Genomic DNA, 21,052 nt, shown 5'->3' with positions numbered 1-21,052 from the left:
GTTTTTAGTCTAATTTACTAATATTTTTAAAAGTTTTCTCAGTAAGATGATTGATATAAATTGTCGTGATCGTATATAAGATTAAAAAATAAAGCAAAACCAATAAATTGCCACCAAAAATTGCAATCATAAAACTCGCAAAAATCAAAATTTCACTTAAAATACCCCAACGTTTTTTTTCATGGACAACTGCCATTAACTGTTGATTTTGTGAATTCATTAAATTCATTAAGGTTGCTTGACCAATTTTCTGCTTTAGTTTTTTGACCGCCAGACTAAGTCTAAAGTTATAAACCATTAATCCAACTAGAATACAAAGTCCTATTAATTCATAAATCGACAATTCACACTCTCCTCACTTATGGATAATAATTATATCGCATTTAGCATTTCTGGTAACATAATCAGTAACTGATCCGGTTAAAAATCTTTCAACTGGATTAGATCCAGTCTTCCCCATCACAATTAAATCAATTGTATAGTCAGTTAAAAAGTCGTTTGCAATCACCACTCTTGGAGAACCAAACCGGGCATGAATCCTTACATTCTCAAAATTAGCTTGCTGCTTGATTGCTTGTTTCAATTTGTTTAAATAGCTTTCAACTGAATTAAAAGTTGAATACACTATATCACCATTCATGTCCAGCATGCTGCCAAATGCATTGGTAAAATTTCTAATATCGATCACATTTAAAATTTCAAGACGTGAGTTGTTTCTCTTGGCAATCTGAACCGCCTGTTTTAAAGCATGTTCAGCATTCTCTGATCCATCAACTGGAACCAAAATTTCTTGATAATATTGTGTCATTTTGCTCACTTCTTTCTTTACCTAGTTAAATTATACCATTATCATCTATAATCCGCAGGCTAAATAACTATTCATTTTTCATAAATTTATAACATAAACTGCGAATTTTGACTAGATTTTCAAGCTGATGCTCATTTTTCTCAAGCAATTGAGACATTGAACTTAAGTAATTTAAATAATCTTTTGTCTGAGATACATTATTTTTTATCTCTGAAAGACATGACACCTTTAAACTTTTTAGTGTTAAATTAGCTAAAAACCAGTCATCATTAATAATAAACTCGATTGCTTTTTGAACTTCTCCCAAATAGATTCTGGCGCGATCAAGTTGATAGACATTTTTCACCATAATTCTCACCCCATCTCAATTATCAATTAATGTTTACGCTTACATTTTACTTAGATTGTAAATTAACAGCTAGCTGAATGCAAGGCACAGCATATAAAAATAAATTACCATCTTTGCGACACATTCAGCCTATTTTACACACTGATCAAAAAACCGCTCACTTAAGATCAAAAAAAGACTGAACACTCTAATACTGATAAATACTAAAAATAGTAACTTCAATCTCATAATAAAATAAATAGCACCTAGCTCTAACGCTAAATGCTATCAAATCGACAATTTGTTTTACTAACATTTTGCTAAACTACATTAATTATGCCCTCGGCAGGAGTCGAACCTGTACTTGGTTACCCAAACAGCGACCTGAACGCTGCGCGTCTGCCAATTCCGCCACGAGGGCAAATGCAATAACAACACAACTAATTGTACAATATTTCAAATTCAGAAACAAGACTTCCAGAATAAAAAATTACTTTCTATCAAAATTAGCTTTTAAAACTTCCAAACCATGTTATTATATAAACAAAAGTTTTATAGGAAGTGATGTTATGAATCAACAACCTTATCAAAGAATTCTAGTTGCGCATGATGGAAGCAGGTCAGCTGAAAAAGCCCTGGAAGTTGCTGCTGATTACGCACGTGAAAATAATATTCAACTCGATATTCTTTATGTCTTAGATAGTTCAATTGTAGGATTTGGAAATACCCATGCTGCTCCTTCTGATGATGATTTATATCTTTTTGAAGAAAAAGCTATCAGCCAATTAGACCGTATAAAAAAACGATTAGTAGCTGCTGGATCATCAGTTTACCAAGTTCATGTTCATTTAAGATTTGGAGATCCGCGAACAATCATCGCCCAAGAGTTCCCAGATGAATATCGCAATGATTTGATTATCTTAGGAAGCTCGACTAAAAACTATTTGCAAAGAATTTTTACTGGTTCAGTTTCAAGTTATGTAATTCGAACAGCTGCTTGTGATTCATTGATAATTCGGTAGCGCAATTATTTTATCTGATGTGGAAACTTAACGGCTGTTCCGTAGGCATGCAGTAACAAGTATTTAGGACCAGCCCCAACTTCTACAACCTGGGGTACAAAGCGAACCTGAATCACCCCAGCCCCATTTTTACCGATTGCTTTATCTAACAGTTTTGTTTTGGCAGCTGTAAATAAATCATCAAAATCATCAACTTGATCAATTTCATCAGCTCGTAAAGATTTTTTAACAGTTGTATTAATAATCCCCAAAATTACATACGAACGATCAATATCACCGGTAGTTAAAAACATAATATCCCCCCAAGTAAGGCTGTGATGAATTTTTCATCACAGCCTTTCATGTCAATTTTTAGTTAAATAAAAATTCGAAAATTGCGCTTATTAATATTAATAGTTTCCTCAGTTGTACTTTTAGAATTCATTTTTATTAAGTTTTTTAACATGCGTTCAAGTTTCCGTTTGTCTGACAGCCTTTTCAAGACATCCTTATCTATTTTTACCGCTAATCGTTCTCTTTTACTGGGTACAAGGAAAGTTTTTGAATTTCCATCTTCTGTCAACACATTTGCTTCAAGTTCTTTAATAAAACTCTTTTGCATGTTTAAGCCTCCTATATTATTTCTCAAATTAATTTTAACGCTTAAAAGGCAAAAATTCAAAGAATCGAAAACTAAAGTGTTCGTAATTTCTTGATTACATTAAGCAGATTAATATATTTTACTGGTAAAAGTTACAAATTAACTTTTAAAATCATTATAATTAGCTTATCGAGGGAGGAATTAAATATGACAGAAATAAATTATCAACTTCTCAAAGAAGTTATTCATTCGCGGCCACTTGAAAGTCACAAGGGTAATTATGGGAGAGTCCTAACCATCGGCGGCAACTTAAACTTTGGTGGTGCTATCATTATGTCTTCGAGTGCTGCTGTTCATGCCGGCGCTGGATTAGTGACTTGTGCAACTTATCGCGAGAACCTTTCAGCTTTGCATACAATCGTGCCCGAAGCAATGTTCGTTGATCTTGCAAATGATCAACAAATTACGGCTGCACTTGAACAAGCTGATGTGATCGTGATTGGCCCCGGGCTTGGGGAAAGTTCTGCTGCTGAAAAAATTTTTAAGAAAACACTCACTCAATTGCAAAGTCGGCAATTTTTAATCATTGATGGTTCAGCCTTAACAATATTAAGCCATCACCAAAACTGGTTTAAAAGATTTGCTAAGCAAAAAATAATTTTAACTCCTCATCAAATGGAATGGCAAAGAGTTAGCCAAATTCCAATCAAAAAACAAACTGATACTCGTAATTTAGCTGTTCAACAAGAACTGCAGGCAACGGTCGTCCTAAAAAAATTTGGAACAACGATTTACCATCTAAATCGTACAATTGCCCATTTAAACGTCGGCGGCCCGTATATGGCGACAGGCGGAATGGGAGACACTTTAACTGGCATCATTGCAGCTTTCCTAGGGCAATTCCATCAAACAACCTATGAAACTGTGGTCGATGCGGCTGTTTATACCCATAGTGCCCTTGCCCAAAAACTATCTGCCACCAATTACGTTGTCTTACCGAGTCAAATTATTAAAAATTTACCTAATTTTATGTTATCAGCTAGTTTGGTTTAAAAGCCTTGAAAATAATCACATTTCAAAAATGCCTACCAATTCATTTGGCGGGCATTCGTTATTTAATATGCAAGATTTTTCGTAAACCTGCCACCCTGCGGCCAATAACTTGATCGGCTAAGCGACTCTTCAAACAACAGTAAAGATAAACAAAGGCCCCCAGTCCAGCTGCAAGTACTAAGACAACAAAAGAAATTAAGCGAAACTCCAAATCAAGCATTTGCGATGCAATGAAAATTACGACTAAAGCTACCAAAAAAGTCAGTAGTGAAAAGATTAAAATTTGATTGAATCGCCCAAGCAAACGGTTAAGATCTAAATGACAAGCAAAATAAAAATATCTAAGCATTAAAATGTTTGAAACCATTAAACCAATTCCGGTTGCTAAAAGCGGTCCAAAAGCTTTTAAGCAAATTGTTAATGGCACTTGAACTAATAATTTTATCAAAAAACCAACTAGAAAATATTGAACGGCCCTTTTATTTTGGTAAATTCCTTGCAGGAGTGAAGAAAGGACAATAAACAAACCAATTGGTAAAGCAATATATGCCGAAAAACTCAGCACAAAAATCCCAGTAAAATTATACTGGTAGAAAACAATGTATAACGGTTTAGCTACTGCCGCCATTCCTAAAGAACAAGGCAGCATAATGATCATAAATAATTCTAACGCATCCGCAATTTGATCCGCTACTCCTTGTTGATCTTTTTTAGTATAGGCAGCAGATAATAACGGTACTGCTGTGGCAGCCATTGCTGAAGCTAACGCAACAATTATCATAATCAATTTATTATCATTGCCAGCAAAAATTGCATATAAATCATTAATTGTTCTTAAACTATCATTGGAAAAACGTGTCAAAGTTGGTTTAAAAGTAAAATAGTCCAGCTGATTATACAAAGTTGTTGAAGCACCAATCAGAACAAACGGTACCGATTGAGCCAACATATCATAAATAATCTTTGAATCCTTAACTTGAAGCTTGCCGGCACTTTGCAACGCTAATGCCCGTAACTCAGCATGTTTCCTCCAATAATACCAGATCAAGATTGACAATCCACCTAACGCACCCACAAAAGCTGCCAGAGTTGAATGAATAATTGCCAACTGATAATTACCATGTAAAATCTGCATGATCAAATACATGGTTACCAGCATATAAATAATTCGAACTAACTGCTCAATTAATTGCGATAAAGCTGAAGGAAACATATCTTGATATCCTTGAAAAAAACCGCGCGTCAAGCTCATAACCGGAATAACAATTAATGCCACCGCCAAAGATCGAAAAACTGGAATGACATCTTTTTCCCCTAAAGAGATAAACGACAGCGGAGCAATTAACCACATTACCGTTGCCCCAATAACGCCAAAAGCCAACATCACCAGCAAGGACTTTTTAAATAATCGCTGACCGACAGCATACTCATTTTGGGCATTATAATGTGCTACTTGCTTAGCAACTGCAGACGGAATCCCAGCAATTGAAATCATCAAAAAAACACTATATAGCGTATAGCCTTTGGTATACAAAGCATTTCCAGCTAAACTATCTTTACCGAGCCATGTATACCAAGGAATAATATAAATTGCCCCTAAAATTCGTGAAAAAACACTTCCTGCTGTCATCCAGGCTGAACCACGCAGCATTTTTTCTTTTGCTGAAGGATGATTAGTGGTCACTGGTTGAGAAGCATTTTCATCAGTTGGTTTTTCAACCATTTTCTTTCCTGCTTTCATCTAGACTAATCTTGTTAATTTTAAACTGTTTGAAGTATAGATGCAATCACCCTTAAATTAATTAAACTAATTATTTTTTTGCTTAGCAATCACTAAACTGTAGATTAGCCCCAAAACAAGTAGCCACAAAACTGCAAAAAGTAATGAAATCAAAGTACTGTGATCAAAAGCTAACAGAACTGTGACTGCAACAAAGAAAATAATTGTTAAATAATTCGAATATGGAAAAAATGGCATTGGAAATTTCTTTTCAAGTTGAGGATTTTGCTTGCGACAACGATAATGACAAATAACTAAAACAATCCAGACAAAAATGAAACTGACAGTTGCTACCCCGGAAATTATTTCAAAAACCGTCTGTGGCACCACATAATTCAACAAAACAATAATTAGCAATGTTAAGGATGAGAAAACCAGCGATTTGACTGGTACACTACGGTTGCTGGTTGTTCCAAATGATTGCGGAGCCTTATGAGTCTTGGATAAGACGTATAAAGTCCGACTAGTGCTAAAGATTGCACTATTGCAAGCTGACAATGCTGCTGTTAAAACAACAAAATTGATCAGGCCAGCTGCCGCTTTAACACCGATTCCAGCAAAAACTTGAACAAATGGACTTGAGGTAGTTGTGATTTGATTCCACGGATAAATACACATTAAAACGAACATTGAGCCAATATAAAACAAACCGATCCTGATTGGCAGACTATTAATTGCCCGCGGTAAATCGTGCTCAGGATCTTCGGTTTCACCTGAAGTCAGCCCAACCATTTCAATACCAGTAAAAGCAAAAATTACCATTGGAAAGGCAGCTAAAAAACCCGCCCACCCCTTTGGGAAAAAGCCACCATTAACAACCAGATTCTTTAAAGTAACTTGGTGACCACCAACTTTGGCATCTATCAATAATAAGACAACTCCAGTAATAATCAAAGCAATAATGGCAAAAACTTTAATCCCAGCAAACCACGATTCTAATTCACCAAAACTACCAACACTCAATAGATTAAAGCTTAATAGACAAACGATAATAATCAATGGAGTTACCCACTGTGGGATAAACGGAAACCAGTAACGTAGATAAATCCCACTAGCCGTCAGATCAGCCATTGCTAAGCTTTCCCAGCAGAGCCAATATGTCCAGCCAATTACAAATTCAAAACGATCTCCCATATAACGCCGAACAAAATCGATGAAGGAAGTTAATTTAATATCTGACAGAACTAATTCACCAATTGCTCTCATCATAAAAAAGCAGATTATCCCAGCAACCAAATAGGCCAAAATAATAGCTGGTCCAGCCTCTTTGATGGCTGTGCCAGAGCCAAGGAAAAGTCCTGTCCCGATTGCTCCGCCAATTGCAATCATTTGCACATGTCGGTGCGTCAATCCTCGTGACAATTCATTCTTCATCTTGATTAAGTCTCCTTGATTCAAAAATTAAAAATTATTAATTAAAATCTAACAATATATTGTAAATTATATTAAATAAATAAATTTAAAGCAAGCTTTCTTGAAAAATAAAAAAGCCTATCATGACATTTTCGAGATTTTCTTAACCCCGAAACTAAATCGATTAGGCTTTTTTTTCCTTTAATGTAAATAATTATTTAACTACAATGCTGACAATTTTGTTTGGAACAACGATCAGCTTAACAACTTTTTTATCACCAATTGCCTTTTTAACATGATCAGCTTTTAAAGCTAATTGTTGTAATTTTTCTTTTGGCAGATCTTTAGCAATCGTCAAATGCTGTCTAACTTTGCCGTTGACTTGAACAACAACTTGAACTTCATCCTTAACTAGCTTGGCTTTATCATACGCTGGCCAAGCTTCATAAGTAATCGTTCCAACATGGCCTAATTTTGTCCATAATTCCTCAGCAATGTGCGGAGTCACCGGTGAAAGCATTTTAACAAAACCCTCCATGTACTCAAGCGGCAACGCATCAACTTTATACGCTTCATTGACAAAGACCATTAATTGTGAAATGGCCGTATTAAAATGCATGGCTGTGAAATCTTCCGTTACCTTTTTAACCGTCTGATTATAGATATAATCTAATTTGCCATCATTCAAAGTAGTAACCCGATCACGTAAATTATCTTCATCATCAATCAACAAACGCCAGACACGTTTAATAAACTTGTTTGCACCATTTAATCCTTTTTCACTCCATGGCTTTGCAGCTTCCAGCGGTCCCATAAACATTTCATAAAGTCTGAGAGTGTCAGCTCCATATTGTTTGACAATATCATCTGGGTTGATAACATTACCCTTAGATTTCGACATTTTTTCATGGTTGTCGCCTAAAATCATTCCCTGGTTGACTAACTTTTGGAAGGGTTCCTTAGTTGGTACAACTCCTAAGTCATACAAGAACTTATGCCAGAAACGGGCGTACAATAAATGCAGCACTGCATGTTCAGCACCACCAACGTACAAATCAACCGGCATCCATTCCTTTAGCTTTTGTTTATCAGCAACTGCTCCTTGATTATGCGGATCAACATAACGCAAGAAATACCAAGAACTTCCAGCCCATTGCGGCATCGTGTTAGTTTCCCGTTTACCCTTGCGCCCATTTTTGTCGACAACATTTACCCAATCAGTCAAGTTAGCTAAAGGACTTTCTCCAGTTCCAGAGGGCTTGATATTTGTTTCCTTTGGTAAACGCAAAGGCAATTCATCTTCGGGAACAAGTGTGGTTTCACCGTCTTCCCAATGAATTACTGGAATTGGTTCACCCCAATAACGTTGCCGTGAGAATAACCAATCACGCAAATGATAGTTAACTTTCTTTTCACCAATTTGATGTTCTTTTAACCAATCAATGATTTTATCAATAGCCTGATTCTTATCCAAACCATTTAAAAAGCCAGAATTGATATGCACTCCATCACCAGTATAAGCTTCCTTTTCAATGTTTCCACCGTCAATAACTGGAATAATCTCAAGGCCAAATTTCTTAGCAAACTCATAGTCACGATCATCATGTGCTGGTACCACCATAACTGCTCCAGTTCCATAAGTAGCTAACACATAGTCAGCAATCCAGATCGGTACCTTTTTTCCATTAACTGGATTTTCAACATAACTGCCAGTGAAGACCCCGGTTTTTTCCTTGGCTAAATCCGTCCGTTCCAAATCAGATTTATGAGCAACTTTATCAACGTATTGCTCAACCGCTTCTTTTTGCTCAGGTGTTGTTAATTCTTTAACAATATCTAATTCCGGTGCCAGAACCATTCCAGTCGCTCCAAAAATCGTATCAGGCCGAGTTGAAAAGACTTCAATTTGAAGATTTTCTTTGCCGGCCACTTTGAAGCGAATTGAAGCCCCAACCGAGCGGCCAATCCAATTACGCTGTTGCTCCTTGATATTTTCTGGCCAATCAATATCATCGAGATCCTCAATCAGCCGATCAGCATAAGCTGTGATCTTCAAAACCCATTGACGCATCGGCTTGCGGATAACAGGAAAACCACCACGTTCAGTCTTACCATTAATAACTTCCTCATTAGCAACAACCGTTCCTAAATCTGGACTCCAATTAACTGGAACTTCCGCCTCGTAAGCTAAACCTTTTTCATACAACTTTTCAAAAATCCACTGAGTCCACTTGTAGTATGACGGATCAGTCGTGTTAATTTCACGATCCCAATCATAAGACAGCCCTAATGACTTAATCTGCCGACGAAAATTATTAATATTTTCCTTTGTGAATTCACGTGGCGAATGACCAGTGTTTAAGGCATATTGTTCAGCTGGCAAGCCAAATGCATCCCATCCCATTGGATGCAAAACATCATATCCCTGCATTCGTTTCATGCGGGAAATAATATCCGTTGCCGTATAACCTTCAGGATGACCAACATGTAGTCCCTGTCCTGATGGATAAGGAAACATATCAAGCGCGTAAAACTTTTTTTCTCCTGGATGCTCCACTGTTTTGAAGGTTTTATGAGTTTCCCAATAATGTTGCCACTTTTTTTCGATTTTTGTATGATCGTATGCCATTATAAAAATTTCATTCCCTTCCAAAGTTTAAAAAAGTCCTATATTGAGACTCTCAATATAGGACGAGTAGATTTATCTCGCGGTACCACCTATTTTCTGATCAAAATGACCAGCACTTTGATTTCGATAACGGTGAAACAGCCGCTTCAATTTACTAAAAGTTCAATTGAAAATACAGCAGGCGAGTTCACTAAACTAACAAATAAGTACTTCCAGCCCTGATACTTTCTCTGCCAAATGTTAATTTTAGCTACTAATCCTTCTAATTAAATATTAATTTAATCATAACAAAACTTGGTTTGCTATGCAACTGTTTCTAAAAATCTTTTCTTTCTAAAATTGTAAAACTTTTTTCAAATCCGCAACCTTATCTATATGCTCCCATGGCAAATCAATGTCTGTTCGGCCAAAATGCCCATAAGCTGCTGTTTGTTTATAAATTGGCCGCTTCAAATCCAACATTTTAATAATCCCTGCTGGTCGTAAATCAAAAACCTGGCGAATTGCAGCTACTAGCTTCTCATCTGAAATTTGGCTAGTGCCAAAGGTGTTGACTGAAACTGAAACTGGCTGAGCAACTCCAATTGCATAAGCCAACTGGACCTCAACTTGAGAAGCAAGTTGAGCGGCCACAATGTTCTTAGCGATATAACGAGCTGCATAACTCGCCGAGCGATCAACCTTTGTTGGATCCTTACCTGAAAAGGCACCGCCGCCATGATGAGCATAGCCACCATATGTGTCAACGATGATTTTACGGCCAGTTAAACCAGCATCACCTTGCGGGCCACCAATTACAAAGCGGCCAGTTGGATTCACTAAATATTTTGTTTTATCATCCAAATATTTAGCTGGAATAACTGCTTTAATAACTTTTTCAATGACATCATGCCGAATTGTCTCTAATGAAGTATCCGCATCATGCTGAGTCGATAAGACTACAGTGTCTACCCGACTTGGCTGATTGTTCTCATCGTATTCAACTGTGACTTGAGCTTTAGCATCCGGTCCAAGATATTTTAAAATCCCTTGTTTACGAACCTGAGCAATTTTGCGCATTAAGCGATGACTCAAAGCAATCGGCAGTGGCATCAATTCAGGTGTTTCATTAATCGCATAACCGAACATCATTCCTTGATCTCCGGCACCAATTTGATCAAGTGGATCAACTTCACCAGTTCGGATTTCCAAGGAGGTATCAACCCCTTGCGCAATATCCGCTGACTGCTCATCAATTGAAGTCATGACAGCGCAATTATCACCATCAAAACCATATTTTCCATCAGTATAACCAATTTCCTTAATCGTTTTACGAACTACTTTGGAAATATCGACGTATGCACTTGTTGATATTTCGCCAACCACGACCACTAAGCCTGTTGTCACAGTTGTTTCACAAGCCACTCGTGCATCTGGATCCTTGGCAATCAAAGCATCCAAAATTGCGTCGCTGATTTGATCGGCAATTTTATCGGGATGTCCTTCAGAAACCGATTCCGACGTAAATAAATGTCTTTCTGACACATAAATTCCCCCATTCAAAAATTTGGTTACAAGGCATCTTCACTTAAAAATGAATCCTTTCGGGAATGTGCTGTAACAATAATATTTTAACACAAATTTAGTAATCAATCAGAATTTGTTTACAAAATTGAGTATAAAAAAAGAGCACCTCGAACGAAATGCTCTTACTAAAAAATATAAACTACTTAACTGCAGGAGTTCCCAACCAGCCAATGATTTCTTCGACTGTGTCAGTAATTGCTTGTGTTCCATCAGCTAATAGCTTACGAGGGTCATAGCCCTTGCCTTGTTGATCTTTACCAGCTTCAATGTATTTACGGGTTGCTGCAGCAAATGATAATTGACATTCAGTATTGATATTAACTTTCGAAATACCCATGCTGATAGCTTTGACAACTTGTTCCTTAGGAATACCTGAACCACCATGTAAAACTAAAGGAGTATCAATGGCATCAGCCAATTCTTTCAGACGATCAAAGCTCAAACCTTTCCAGTTTGCAGGATATTTGCCATGAATATTGCCAATTCCACAAGCTAAGTAGTCAACACCTGTTGCTGCCATCTTTTTAGCTTCTTCAACATCAGCTAATTCACCTAAACCAACGATACCATCTTCAGTACCACCAATTGAACCAACTTCAGCTTCAACAGAAATATTTTTAGCATGTGCTAATTTAACAATTTCCTTGGTTTTCTCAAGGTTTTCTGCAAATGGCAAATCATGACCATCAAACATAACTGAAGTATATCCAGCTTCAATACATTCTTTAGCAGCTTCATAGTTGCCATGATCAAGATGCATAATAACTGGTACAGTGATGTTCATAACACGCATTTCGTTTTCAACTAAGTTCTTAACTAGCTTGTAATCGCCCATGTATTTTGCAGCACCCATTGAAACCTGAATCAAAACAGGTGTCTTGGTTTCTTGTGCGCCTTTCAAAATAGCCCGCGTCCATTCCAAGTTGTTTGTGTTAAAAGCACCGACTGCGTAATGGCCCTTACGAGCAGCAGTAAAGATTTCATTACCGTTTACGAATGACATAAAACAGCCTCCTAAAATATATTACTCATTTGAGTACATCTTTATTTTAACACAAAATTAAATGAAAACGCAGTATATAATTGAAAATTTTTTCACTAAGTTTTCTCACTTTTTCAAATGAGTCTGTTGCTTAAGCTTAATAGGATCAACTAACGGGCAACCAAGATCATCACAATTATGGCATCCAGCTGCATGGCTGCGCTTAATAAAACGTGTATAAATGATATAACCAACCCCTGAAAAAATTCCGACTGCTAAGATAATTGTTGCAATCATTTTGAAGCTCCTTCCTGTATATCTGCTGGTAAATTATTCAAATCTTCATTTTGATCTTTCTTGATTAAAAGCCCATATCCGATCACGGCTGTTGCAACTCCAGTCAACAATTCATTAAACCAATCACCCTGACCAATGATTACCTGATAGCCTTGATAAATCAACATCGCAACGATATAGGCTAAAGCTGTTTGATAAGCCACCGCCCGCAACGTCCATTTTGTGTCTCCAAATTCTTTGTACATAGTACCAATTGCTGCAAAACAAGGCGCACATAACAAATTGAAAACTAAAAATGAGTAGCCCGCGATTGGCGAATAAGTCTCTCGCAAAGTTGCCATAAAACCGGCTGCTGTTGCATTTCCAAACGTAATTCTTAAAGTCCCAACACAATTTTCCTTGGCAATCAAGCCTGCCAAAACAGCAACGGTTGTATGCCAGTCACCAAAACCAAGTGGTGCAAACAACGGTGATAACGCCATCCCCAAATAGCGCAGCATACTGTGATTTTGTCCCACCGGCTGTAATAAAAAGTTAAAGCTTGAGAAAAACCAGACTAACACACAAGAAGCAAAAATAATTGTTCCCGCTTTTTAATAAAGCTATCAGCTCGATTCAAAACCTGGCGGCCAACATTCGCTGGCTTCGGAAAATGATAGGCTGGCAGTTCCATGACGAACGGAAGCGGCGGACCGGCAAATAATTTAGTCTTTTTTAAAAAAATTCCCGAGCCAACTACTGCGACCATCCCTAAAAAGTAAGCTGACGGCGCAACCCAGCTTTGATCGGGAAAAAAGGTTCCTGAAACTAAAGCAATAACTGTTAATTTTGCCGAACAAGGCATAAAAGTTGTCAACATGATCGTCATTTTGCGGTCTTTTTCATTTTCAATTGTCCTAGTTGCCATAATGCCTGGCACTCCGCAGCCAGTTGAAATCAGCATTGGAATAAATGATTTGCCGGACAAATTAAAACGATGAAAGATCCGATCCATAACAAAAGCAATCCTGGCCATATAACCGCAATCTTCTAAGATACCCAGACATAAAAACAGCATCATAATCTGCGGCACAAAGCCTAAGATCGAGCCAAGTCCGTTAACTATTCCATCAATAATCAATCCTTGCATCCAACTAGCAACCTGCCATTTTACTAAACATTCTTGAACAAAGTTAGGAATCAAGCTACCAAATAAAACATCATTAATCCAATCACTGCCCATCGTCCCAATTGTTTGAATCGACAAGTAATAAACCGCCCACATAACTAAAAAGAAGATTGGCAATGCTAACCAGCGATTAGTGACCACCATATCAACTCGATCACTAAAACTCATCGCAAAATCATTTTCATCGATCACACACATTTTAACTAGTCGTGAAATCAACTCATAACGAGCATTGATCATAATACTATCACTTGTATCCTGAAAGAGCTTTTCGGCTGTATCAATAGTCTGTTCAATATCTTTTTGACGGGTCGCATCCAACTTGATTTCTTGTTTAACTTGTTCGTCACGCTCAAATAGTTTAATTGCATACCAGCGAAGTTTAGTTGCTGGAATAATTCCTGTTAAATTTTTTTCAATCATCGTTAAAGCTGACTCTAACCGTTCATCATATTGCAGTTGCGGATAAGTTGGCCGTTCAGTTAACGAATGTTCTGCTTGTCGTTGCAAATTATCAATATTTTTCTTCTTTAAAGCTGAGATTGCAATTACCGGAACTGATAAAAGATAAGCTAATTTTTTTAAGTTGATTTTCCGACGCTGCTTTTTTAAAAGATCGATCATATTTAAGGAAACCATCAACGGTTGCCCTGTTTCCAACAGTTGCAAGGTCAAATAAAGATTACGTTCAATATTAGTAGCATCCACAATATTGATCACCAAATCTGGACCTTGTTCAATCAAATACTTTCGTGAAACCACTTCTTCAGCTGTATAAGGCGATAAGGAATAAATTCCCGGCAGATCTTGAATCATGACTTCTTTAGCTTTTCGATATGGTCCTTGCTTTTTTTCAACTGTTACTCCTGGCCAATTACCAACAGATTGGTTTGAGCCAGTTAAAAGATTAAAAAGCGTTGTTTTCCCGCTATTAGGATTTCCAGCCAAAGCAACGATTTTCATTCAAGCACCTCCCGCACCATAATATATTCAGCCTCTTGCTTGCGAATACTTAATTTATATCCTCGGAGTACTAGTTCAATTGGGTCGCCTAAAGGAGCAACTCTCAAAATCTTAATCACAGTGTTTTTAGTCAAGCCCATATCCATCAACCGTCTTCTAACCGGCCGTTCACCGATTATTTTGCTGACAACCGCTGACTTGCCAATTTCCAGTTGTGCCAGTGGTTCAATCTGTAAATCATCAAGCTCATCAATTTCTTTGACCAAAATGTTACTCGCTAATGAACCACTGATTGCGAGCCGCTGACCTTTTAAAAAAGCAACCAACCCGCTTTCATTTTGCAATATAGAAATCACGGTTAAATTTGAATTAACTACTAATCCCATTTCTGCTAACCGACGGACAAAATGCGGTTCACCAATAATATCTACGACAATATATTTTCCTTTTTCTTTTATTGCTGCTAAAGATTCCATCCAGGCACTTCCATTCGTAAATGAGAATGATTTTCATTTAATTTAAAATTAGCATATTCTCATCAAAAATTCAATCATTTTTCAAAAACAAAAAAACTAAGACAAAATTGAATTGCCTTAGTTTGCCACAAACTTTCTTTTGAATTTTTTAAATTTAGCTTTGACGCTGTTTCGAAATTAAAAACTAACTCGCTCTGCTAACCGATTCTCTCTTAAGTGGATGAATCTTTTTAACCTAATGAAAACCTAATTCAACAATTTTCCCACTATTTGTATAAACAATCCATTCAGCCACATTGGTTACATAATCACCGATTCGTTCCAGATGAGCCGCAACCACCACATACTCTGTCCCAACACTGACAAAATCTGGATCATTTTGCATAGTACTCATGGCTTCTTGCCGAATCAAACGTAAGTAATGATCCGTTTCTAAATCTGATTTAGCAATTTCCTGCGCGGCGCTTTCATCATTGTCGATGTATGCTTGAATAATTTTTTGCAACATCTGGTGATCATGCTGGCTCATTTTGGTAATCGCATCTTCAATAATTGAATTTTTCTTTTCGGCAGGAATTTTCAAGGCTGCTTGCGCAAATTTAGCCACATGATCGCCAATTCGTTCTAAGTCAGAACTGGCTTTTAAAATCGTAATCAAAATTCGCAAATCATTAGAAACTGGCTGCTGGAGAGCAATAACCTGGGTGGCTTTTTTTTCCAAATAAATTTCCTGCTCATTGATTTTTTCATCATGGTCAATCACGATTTGTGCAAGTTTTTGATCTTTAGCCCGAAAAGCTTGTGCTGCCTGCTGCAAAGCAGTTGCAATCTCAAGTCCCATTGTTGCAAAATCTTGATGCAGACTTTTTAGCTGCTTCAACAAAATCTTAGCCATTTTATTTCCTCCTCGTATATCTTAACCAAAGCGGCCACTGATGTAATCATCAGTTGCCTTTTTTTGTGGTTGCATAAAAATTTGCTTAGTTTGACCACTCTCAATTAGTTCTCCATTTAAAAAGAAAGCTGTACGATCTGAAATCCGGGAAGCCTGCTGCAAATTATGCGTCACGATAATGATCGTATAATTGTCACGAATTGCCAGTAACATATCTTCAATCAGGCCACTGGAAACTGGATCAAGCGCACTGGTTGGTTCATCTAGTAAAATGACATCCGGCTTCACTGCCAACACGCGGGCAATGCAAACTCGCTGCTGCTGACCACCGGAGAGTGAAAGGGCACTCTTGTGTAGTGTATCCTTGACCTCATCCCAAACAGCTGCTTGTTTTAAACTTTCTTCAACTCGTTCATCTAGTAACTGTTTATCTTTGATTCCGGCAATCCGTAAACCATAAGTTACATTTTCATAAATTGAAAAAGGAAATGGATTTGGTTGTTGAAAGACCATTCCAACTTTCTTACGTAATTCAACTGTATCAGTTTTAGGACTATAAACATTTTGACCATTGATCTGGACACTGCCAGTCATCGTAACCCCAGGAATTAAATCATTCATTCGATTCAAGGTTCGCAAATAAGTTGATTTCCCACAACCCGATGGTCCAATCAAGGCATTGATTCCTCTGGCCGGGAAACTGAGATTGATTCCCTTTAAGGCTTCCTTTTCACCATAATACAAATGCACATCTTTTGTCTCAATAAATTCATTCATTACTGCTGCCCCTCTCAACCAAAGTTTCCGGAAATATAATCATTGGTTGCTTGAATTCTAGGATTTGTAAAAATATGTTTAGTCTTATCATACTCGATAATATGTCCCAAATGAAAGAAGGCTGTATAATCACTGATCCGCGAAGCTTGCTGCATATTATGCGTCACAATAATAATTGTATATTTTTGCTTGAGTTCAACCAAAGTTTCTTCAATTTTACTAGTTGAAATTGGGTCTAAAGCACTAGCCGGTTCATCAAGTAACAAAATATCTGGCTTCATCGCAATTGTTCTGGCAATGCATAAGCGCTGCTGCTGGCCGCCAGATAAAGCCCATGCACTTTTGTCAAGCTCGTCTTTAACTTCATCCCATAAGGCTGCATCTTTTAAACTTGATTCAACACTAGCCGCTAATTGTTCTTTATCCTTCAATCCATTTTGGCGCAACGCAAAAGTAATGTTGTCACGAATCGATTTTGAAAACGGATTAGGTCGCTGAAAAACCATGCCAATGTGCTTACGGACTTCATAAACATTAATATTCTGTGAATTGATGTCTAAACCACGATAGAAAATTTTTCCGGTGACCCGTGCTATCCCATCATTCATCCGATTTAAGGATCGTAAAAATGTTGATTTACCAGAACCAGAAGCACCAATCAAAGAAGTAATTTTAAATCTTTCAAACGCCAAATTTTCTCCAAAAATTGCCTGGTTTTTACCATAAAAGACTTGTAAATTTTGTGTTTTAAGGGCTAATTCGCGATCTTTTTGTTTGAGTGGTAAAATGGCTGTCTGACTTAAATCATACTTGCTAATTGTCATTTTGTTCCTCCTAATTGGTCTTAGATGCAGTTAATTTGCGATACAAAGCATTTCCTAAAACCCGAGCCAGCAAATTAAACAAGAGTACCGCAATAATCAAGACTGCTGACGAACCAGCCGAAACCGCATTAGCATCAGGCATGACGCCTTCTGAATTAATTTTCCAAATATGAACTGCCAAAGTTTCAGCTGGGCGCATCATATTCAATGGACTGGCTGAATTAAGTGGATTCCACTGTGTAAAGTCGATGTTTGTTGCGCTTTGGCCAGCTGTATAAATCAAGGCAGCTGCTTCGCCAAAAACACGACCAGCACCTAAAACTACTCCCGTAATAATACCAGGTAAGGCTTCCGGCAAAATGATCCGAGTAACCGTCCGCCATTTAGAGAGGCCCAATGCCATGCCCGCCTCGCGTTGCAAGGTTGGTACCGCGGCCAATGATTCCTCAATATTTCTGGTTAACAAAGGCAAATTGAAAAAAGTCAACGCAATTGCTCCAGATAAAATTGAAAAACCCATTTTTAACTGGACTACAAATAGCAAAAAGCCAAATAAGCCAACGACAACCGAAGGCAGCGAACTCAAAACTTCGATTGCCATCCGAACAATTGCCGTTAAAAAATTTTTAGGTGCATACTCAGCCAAAAAGATTCCCGCGCCTAATGAAATTGGAAAAGAAATGATCAATGTCAAAACCAACAGATAGATCGAATTGAACAGCTGAATTCCAATTCCACCACCACTAGTAAATGATTGTGAAGGAGCCGTTAAAAAATGCCAAGAAATATGTGGAACGCCTGCGAGTAAAATATCACCAAGTAAGAAAGCTAAGATCACCACCACTAAAATCGCAATCAATCTGATAATCGCCAGGGCTACTTGATTTTCAACTTTAGTTTTCATGACTGCATCCTCCCTTTGCGACCAATCAGTCGAACAATAATATTAAAAACTAATGACATCAGCAATAAAATCAGTGCTAACGACCAGAGCGCATTGTTGCTGACTGTCCCCATAACCGTATTACCGATTCCCATTGTTAAAACACTTGTTAGCGTGGATGCAGATGAAAACAACCCCTTTGGCATGACGGCGTTATTTCCGATTACCATTTGAACTGCCAAGGCTTCACCAAATGCTCGAGCCATTCCAAAAATAATAGCAGTCAAAATTCCCGAAGTTGCAGCTCTTAAAATAACTTTGTAAATTGTTTGCCATTTTGTCGCACCTAAAGCTAATGATGCCTCTTTATAAAATCTTGGAACAGCCCGCAAGCTGTCAACTGTCATTGAAGTAATTGTTGGTAAAACCATCACAAACAGCACAATCGCTCCAGATAAAATTCCATAACCTGAGCCGCCAAAATGATGCCTAATAAAAGGTACAACAACTGACAATCCAATAAAGCCGTAGACAACTGAGGGGATGCCAACTAATAATTCGACAACACTTTGCAAAAACTTTTCATCACGATGCGAGGCAATTTCTGTCATGTAAAGTGCTGTTCCAACTGCAAACGGGGTTGCAAATAAAGCTGCCAAAAAAGTTACCCCAAAGGAACCGACAATCATTGGCAAAGCTCCTAATTCAGCGTGTCCACTATCATCAGTTACAGCTGGATTCCAGTTTTTACCGCTTAAAAAATTCCAAAGATTGACATGATTGATAGTAAAAGTTGCAATTCCTTTTGAAGCGACAAAGAAAAAGATTGATAAGACAACCACAACAATCAAAATAATACAGCTGTAAGAAATAATTCTGCCATAAAGATCCTGTCGAGTTTCTTTGGAAGTATTTTGGATCTTATTTTTAATCGGGTCCATAAAAATTCACCTTTCTACCAAAATTTGGGAGTCAACCAAACAGTTGTTCACTGTTGTTCACTCCCCAAAAACTTCAAACCAATAACTGCCAAATCAGCCAGCCAGTCACTTCGAAAATTATTAGCCCACCAGTGACTTCAAGAAATTGTGACCAATTTAATTCTAGATGAATATAAGCAATTAAAGCGATTGCTGTTATAATAAATAATCCTATTTGTAAAATAGTCAGCGCAACTGTCATTCAGTTCACCGATTTCTTTATTTTGTAGTTACCTTTCCTGCAGCATTCTTAGCAACATGCATGTTACTAATTGAAATATAGCCAAGATCTTTGACTAGACTCTTTTGAACCTTATCAGAAACCATATAGTTTAAAAAGGCTTTAGTAGCTTTGTTTGGTTGGCCCTTCGTATACATATGTTCATAAGACCAGATCTTCCACTTATTGTTGGTTACATTAGCATCAGTTGGCTTAACACCATTGATCGAAAGTGGTTGAATATCCGACTTAATATAGGAAAAGGCTAGATAACTAACGGCACCTGGCGTTTGGGCAACCATTTTTTGAACAGTCCCATTGGAATCCTGCTCTTGAGATTTCTTAGCAGTTTGTCCATCCATAACTGCACCTTCAAAAGTTGCTCGCGTACCACTGCCTTCGGGACGATTGATCAAAACAATACTTTGGTCTTTGCCACCAACTTGTTTCCAATTAGTAATTTTACCGGTAAAAATATCCCGTAATTGCTTCATTGTAACATTTTTAACGCCAGCTTCTTTGTTAACAACCGGAGCCATACCAACCACTGCAACTTTATGATCAACTAATTTATTAGCTTTGATTCCACTTTGCTGTTCAGCAAAAATATCAGAATTCCCAACAGTTACTGCCCCTGACTGAACTTGACTCAAACCAGTTCCTGAGCCACCACCTTGAACAGTAATATTAACTTTTGAGTTGTCAGTTTGAAAATTCTCAGCGGCTTTTTCAACTAGTGGTTGAAGAGCTGTTGAACCAACAATCGTAATTTTCCCCGAAACCTGGGTACTTGAATTGCTTTTAGCTGAAGCATTCGAACTCGAATTTGATTTTCCGCATCCAACTAATAATGCAGAGCTAGCAAGAATAATTGTGGCAATTTTTGTTAGTTTTTTCATTTTTCTTTCTTCCCTTTCTTGTTACATATTCATTGTATGATTTGAATGTAAAGAAGAAATACATGTTATTGTAACGGTTATGTAAATACAAAAAAAACTGAGTTAAAGAAATTAACTCGGCTTCTAAAAATTGCACTTATTAGGTTTTTAAGCGATATGATTCTCTTGTAAAATTTGTTCAACGACTTTTTCCATTGCTGGTGTTCTTTGCCACCGTTCAAAATGATCAAAGTTCTCCGGTGGCATTTCGAAATTCTCGTTGATATAATTTTCATATGCAATCACACTGCTGGAATGCGGGATATTTAATTGCAAAATTCTGACACTTTTTATCATTCCCCGAATCGCAGCTAACTCTGCTCGTCCATTTTGAACCATATTTGAAATCTCAAAATAACTGGTCCCATCATTTAAAGTAATTTCTTCAATCAATGTCAATGTCTCATGACTTTTCAAGTTTCTTTCCTCCTTCAATCTTTAAACTTCATATTATATATTATCCCAATTTTAAGTTTAGTTGAAAGACTTTAATCGTCCACTAAGACTGATTAATTTGAATTTGACAATCA

At 37.3% G+C, this 21,052-nt stretch carries 21 protein-coding genes, 1 tRNA gene, 1 pseudogene, 1 riboswitch and 1 other annotated feature; of the genes and pseudogenes, 2 read left to right on the top strand and 21 right to left on the bottom strand.

Annotated elements, in window-relative coordinates; genetic code table 11:
• Window positions 1-4: 4 nt before the first annotated feature.
• From ON15_RS03410 to ON15_RS03395, 4 genes are all read right to left on the bottom strand, one after another.
• Window positions 5-343, bottom strand: coding sequence for a hypothetical protein (locus ON15_RS03410; RefSeq protein ID WP_010580084.1), 339 nt, complete (start codon window positions 341-343; stop codon window positions 5-7).
• A 12-nt stretch (window positions 344-355) separates the two neighbouring features.
• The gene (locus ON15_RS03405) at window positions 356-808 is read right to left on the bottom strand and encodes a universal stress protein (protein ID WP_010580083.1); all 453 of its coding nucleotides are present in this window, start codon (window positions 806-808) and stop codon (window positions 356-358) included.
• Between the two features lie 67 nt (window positions 809-875).
• Window positions 876-1,157 carry a hypothetical protein gene (locus tag ON15_RS03400; protein ID WP_010580082.1) on the bottom strand — a complete coding sequence of 94 codons (282 nt, stop codon included), beginning with the start codon at window positions 1,155-1,157 and terminating at the stop codon, window positions 876-878.
• Window positions 1,158-1,473: 316 nt separating this feature from the next.
• Window positions 1,474-1,557: transfer RNA gene (locus ON15_RS03395), tRNA-Leu, on the bottom strand.
• A gap of 148 nt (window positions 1,558-1,705) precedes the next feature.
• Here ON15_RS03395 and ON15_RS03390 point away from each other — a divergent pair.
• Window positions 1,706-2,158, top strand: a complete 453-nt coding sequence (locus ON15_RS03390; RefSeq protein ID WP_010580081.1) for a universal stress protein — start codon at window positions 1,706-1,708, stop codon at window positions 2,156-2,158.
• 5 nt (window positions 2,159-2,163) lie between these two features.
• Here ON15_RS03390 and ON15_RS03385 read toward each other — a convergent pair whose 3' ends face one another.
• Both ON15_RS03385 and ON15_RS03380 read right to left on the bottom strand, forming a co-directional pair.
• Window positions 2,164-2,451, bottom strand: a complete 288-nt coding sequence (locus ON15_RS03385; protein WP_010580080.1) for a hypothetical protein — start codon at window positions 2,449-2,451, stop codon at window positions 2,164-2,166.
• 62 nt (window positions 2,452-2,513) lie between these two features.
• Window positions 2,514-2,759 carry a hypothetical protein gene (locus tag ON15_RS03380; RefSeq protein ID WP_010580079.1) on the bottom strand — a complete coding sequence of 82 codons (246 nt, stop codon included), beginning with the start codon at window positions 2,757-2,759 and terminating at the stop codon, window positions 2,514-2,516.
• Between the two features lie 186 nt (window positions 2,760-2,945).
• Here ON15_RS03380 and ON15_RS03375 point away from each other — a divergent pair, with 186 nt between their 5' ends.
• Entirely contained in the window at window positions 2,946-3,791 is an 846-nt protein-coding gene (locus ON15_RS03375; RefSeq protein ID WP_010580078.1) for an NAD(P)H-hydrate dehydratase, read from the top strand.
• A gap of 58 nt (window positions 3,792-3,849) precedes the next feature.
• Here ON15_RS03375 and ON15_RS03370 read toward each other — a convergent pair whose 3' ends face one another.
• The 15 genes and pseudogenes from ON15_RS03370 to ON15_RS03305 all read right to left on the bottom strand — a co-directional run bounded on the left by ON15_RS03370 (window position 3,850) and on the right by ON15_RS03305 (window position 20,939).
• Complete coding sequence (locus ON15_RS03370; protein ID WP_010580077.1) at window positions 3,850-5,514, bottom strand: putative polysaccharide biosynthesis protein; 1,665 nt, start codon at window positions 5,512-5,514, stop codon at window positions 3,850-3,852.
• 84 nt (window positions 5,515-5,598) lie between these two features.
• A complete protein-coding gene (locus ON15_RS03365; RefSeq protein WP_010580076.1) occupies window positions 5,599-6,945 on the bottom strand; it encodes an amino acid permease in 1,347 nt (448 codons plus the stop codon).
• Between the two features lie 193 nt (window positions 6,946-7,138).
• Window positions 7,139-9,553 (bottom strand): leucine--tRNA ligase, encoded by a 2,415-nt coding sequence (gene leuS / locus ON15_RS03360; RefSeq protein WP_010580075.1) that lies wholly within the window; start codon window positions 9,551-9,553, stop codon window positions 7,139-7,141.
• Window positions 9,554-9,608: 55 nt separating this feature from the next.
• Window positions 9,609-9,829: a binding site (T-box leader), on the bottom strand.
• A gap of 57 nt (window positions 9,830-9,886) precedes the next feature.
• Window positions 9,887-11,077 (bottom strand): methionine adenosyltransferase, encoded by a 1,191-nt coding sequence (gene metK / locus ON15_RS03355; RefSeq protein WP_010580074.1) that lies wholly within the window; start codon window positions 11,075-11,077, stop codon window positions 9,887-9,889.
• Window positions 11,077-11,158: riboswitch (SMK box riboswitch) on the bottom strand. (Overlaps the previous gene by 1 nt.)
• 100 nt (window positions 11,159-11,258) lie before the next feature.
• Entirely contained in the window at window positions 11,259-12,122 is an 864-nt protein-coding gene (gene fba, locus ON15_RS03350) for a class II fructose-1,6-bisphosphate aldolase (RefSeq protein WP_010580073.1), read from the bottom strand.
• Window positions 12,123-12,227: 105 nt separating this feature from the next.
• The gene (locus ON15_RS11590) at window positions 12,228-12,398 is read right to left on the bottom strand and encodes a hypothetical protein (protein ID WP_010580072.1); all 171 of its coding nucleotides are present in this window, start codon (window positions 12,396-12,398) and stop codon (window positions 12,228-12,230) included.
• Window positions 12,395-14,529 (bottom strand): annotated as a pseudogene (feoB, locus tag ON15_RS03345) (ferrous iron transport protein B). Before feoB ends, ON15_RS11590 begins: the two are co-directional and overlap by 4 nt.
• Entirely contained in the window at window positions 14,526-15,005 is a 480-nt protein-coding gene (locus ON15_RS03340; protein ID WP_010580071.1) for a FeoA family protein, read from the bottom strand. Before ON15_RS03340 ends, feoB begins: the two are co-directional and overlap by 4 nt.
• A 235-nt stretch (window positions 15,006-15,240) precedes the next feature.
• Window positions 15,241-15,900 carry a phosphate signaling complex protein PhoU gene (gene phoU / locus ON15_RS03335; protein ID WP_010580070.1) on the bottom strand — a complete coding sequence of 220 codons (660 nt, stop codon included), beginning with the start codon at window positions 15,898-15,900 and terminating at the stop codon, window positions 15,241-15,243.
• Between the two features lie 21 nt (window positions 15,901-15,921).
• Window positions 15,922-16,677 (bottom strand): phosphate ABC transporter ATP-binding protein PstB, encoded by a 756-nt coding sequence (pstB, locus tag ON15_RS03330; RefSeq protein ID WP_010580069.1) that lies wholly within the window; start codon window positions 16,675-16,677, stop codon window positions 15,922-15,924.
• Window positions 16,678-16,691: 14 nt separating this feature from the next.
• Complete coding sequence (gene pstB / locus ON15_RS03325; protein ID WP_010580068.1) at window positions 16,692-17,501, bottom strand: phosphate ABC transporter ATP-binding protein PstB; 810 nt, start codon at window positions 17,499-17,501, stop codon at window positions 16,692-16,694.
• 10 nt (window positions 17,502-17,511) lie between these two features.
• A complete protein-coding gene (pstA, locus tag ON15_RS03320) occupies window positions 17,512-18,405 on the bottom strand; it encodes a phosphate ABC transporter permease PstA (protein ID WP_010580067.1) in 894 nt (297 codons plus the stop codon).
• Window positions 18,402-19,325 carry a phosphate ABC transporter permease subunit PstC gene (gene pstC / locus ON15_RS03315; RefSeq protein ID WP_010580066.1) on the bottom strand — a complete coding sequence of 308 codons (924 nt, stop codon included), beginning with the start codon at window positions 19,323-19,325 and terminating at the stop codon, window positions 18,402-18,404. Before pstC ends, pstA begins: the two co-directional genes overlap by 4 nt.
• 258 nt (window positions 19,326-19,583) lie before the next feature.
• On the bottom strand, window positions 19,584-20,483 hold the full coding sequence (locus ON15_RS03310; protein WP_010580065.1) for a phosphate ABC transporter substrate-binding protein: 900 nt from the start codon (window positions 20,481-20,483) through the stop codon (window positions 19,584-19,586).
• A gap of 147 nt (window positions 20,484-20,630) precedes the next feature.
• On the bottom strand, window positions 20,631-20,939 hold the full coding sequence (locus ON15_RS03305; RefSeq protein ID WP_010580064.1) for a hypothetical protein: 309 nt from the start codon (window positions 20,937-20,939) through the stop codon (window positions 20,631-20,633).
• Window positions 20,940-21,052: the final 113 nt, after the last annotated feature.

It is taken from the genome of Liquorilactobacillus vini DSM 20605 (assembly GCF_000255495.1).
Lineage (GTDB): Bacteria > Bacillota > Bacilli > Lactobacillales > Lactobacillaceae > Liquorilactobacillus > Liquorilactobacillus vini.
Note: the sequence above shows the minus strand (reverse complement) of the source record. Positions and strands in the feature narration are given on the sequence as shown.

Bases quoted from the DNA above. Each gene is read 5' to 3' on its own strand.
- ON15_RS03405 (WP_010580083.1), bottom strand. From the start codon at position 808: ATGACACAATATTATCAAGAAATTTTGGTTCCAGTTGATGGATCAGAG.
- ON15_RS03400 (WP_010580082.1), bottom strand. From the start codon at position 1,157: ATGGTGAAAAATGTCTATCAACTTGATCGCGCCAGAATCTATTTGGGA.
- ON15_RS03390 (WP_010580081.1), top strand. From the start codon at position 1,706: ATGAATCAACAACCTTATCAAAGAATTCTAGTTGCGCATGATGGAAGC.
- ON15_RS03385 (WP_010580080.1), bottom strand. From the start codon at position 2,451: ATGTTTTTAACTACCGGTGATATTGATCGTTCGTATGTAATTTTGGGG.
- ON15_RS03380 (WP_010580079.1), bottom strand. From the start codon at position 2,759: ATGCAAAAGAGTTTTATTAAAGAACTTGAAGCAAATGTGTTGACAGAA.
- ON15_RS03375 (WP_010580078.1), top strand. From the start codon at position 2,946: ATGACAGAAATAAATTATCAACTTCTCAAAGAAGTTATTCATTCGCGG.
- ON15_RS03370 (WP_010580077.1), bottom strand. From the start codon at position 5,514: ATGGTTGAAAAACCAACTGATGAAAATGCTTCTCAACCAGTGACCACT.
- ON15_RS03365 (WP_010580076.1), bottom strand. From the start codon at position 6,945: ATGAAGAATGAATTGTCACGAGGATTGACGCACCGACATGTGCAAATG.
- leuS (WP_010580075.1), bottom strand. From the start codon at position 9,553: ATGGCATACGATCATACAAAAATCGAAAAAAAGTGGCAACATTATTGG.
- fba (WP_010580073.1), bottom strand. From the start codon at position 12,122: ATGTCATTCGTAAACGGTAATGAAATCTTTACTGCTGCTCGTAAGGGC.
- ON15_RS11590 (WP_010580072.1), bottom strand. From the start codon at position 12,398: ATGATTGCAACAATTATCTTAGCAGTCGGAATTTTTTCAGGGGTTGGT.
- ON15_RS03340 (WP_010580071.1), bottom strand. From the start codon at position 15,005: ATGGAATCTTTAGCAGCAATAAAAGAAAAAGGAAAATATATTGTCGTA.
- phoU (WP_010580070.1), bottom strand. From the start codon at position 15,900: ATGGCTAAGATTTTGTTGAAGCAGCTAAAAAGTCTGCATCAAGATTTT.
- pstB (WP_010580069.1), bottom strand. From the start codon at position 16,677: ATGAATGAATTTATTGAGACAAAAGATGTGCATTTGTATTATGGTGAA.
- pstB (WP_010580068.1), bottom strand. From the start codon at position 17,501: ATGACAATTAGCAAGTATGATTTAAGTCAGACAGCCATTTTACCACTC.
- pstA (WP_010580067.1), bottom strand. From the start codon at position 18,405: ATGAAAACTAAAGTTGAAAATCAAGTAGCCCTGGCGATTATCAGATTG.
- pstC (WP_010580066.1), bottom strand. From the start codon at position 19,325: ATGGACCCGATTAAAAATAAGATCCAAAATACTTCCAAAGAAACTCGA.
- ON15_RS03310 (WP_010580065.1), bottom strand. From the start codon at position 20,483: ATGAAAAAACTAACAAAAATTGCCACAATTATTCTTGCTAGCTCTGCA.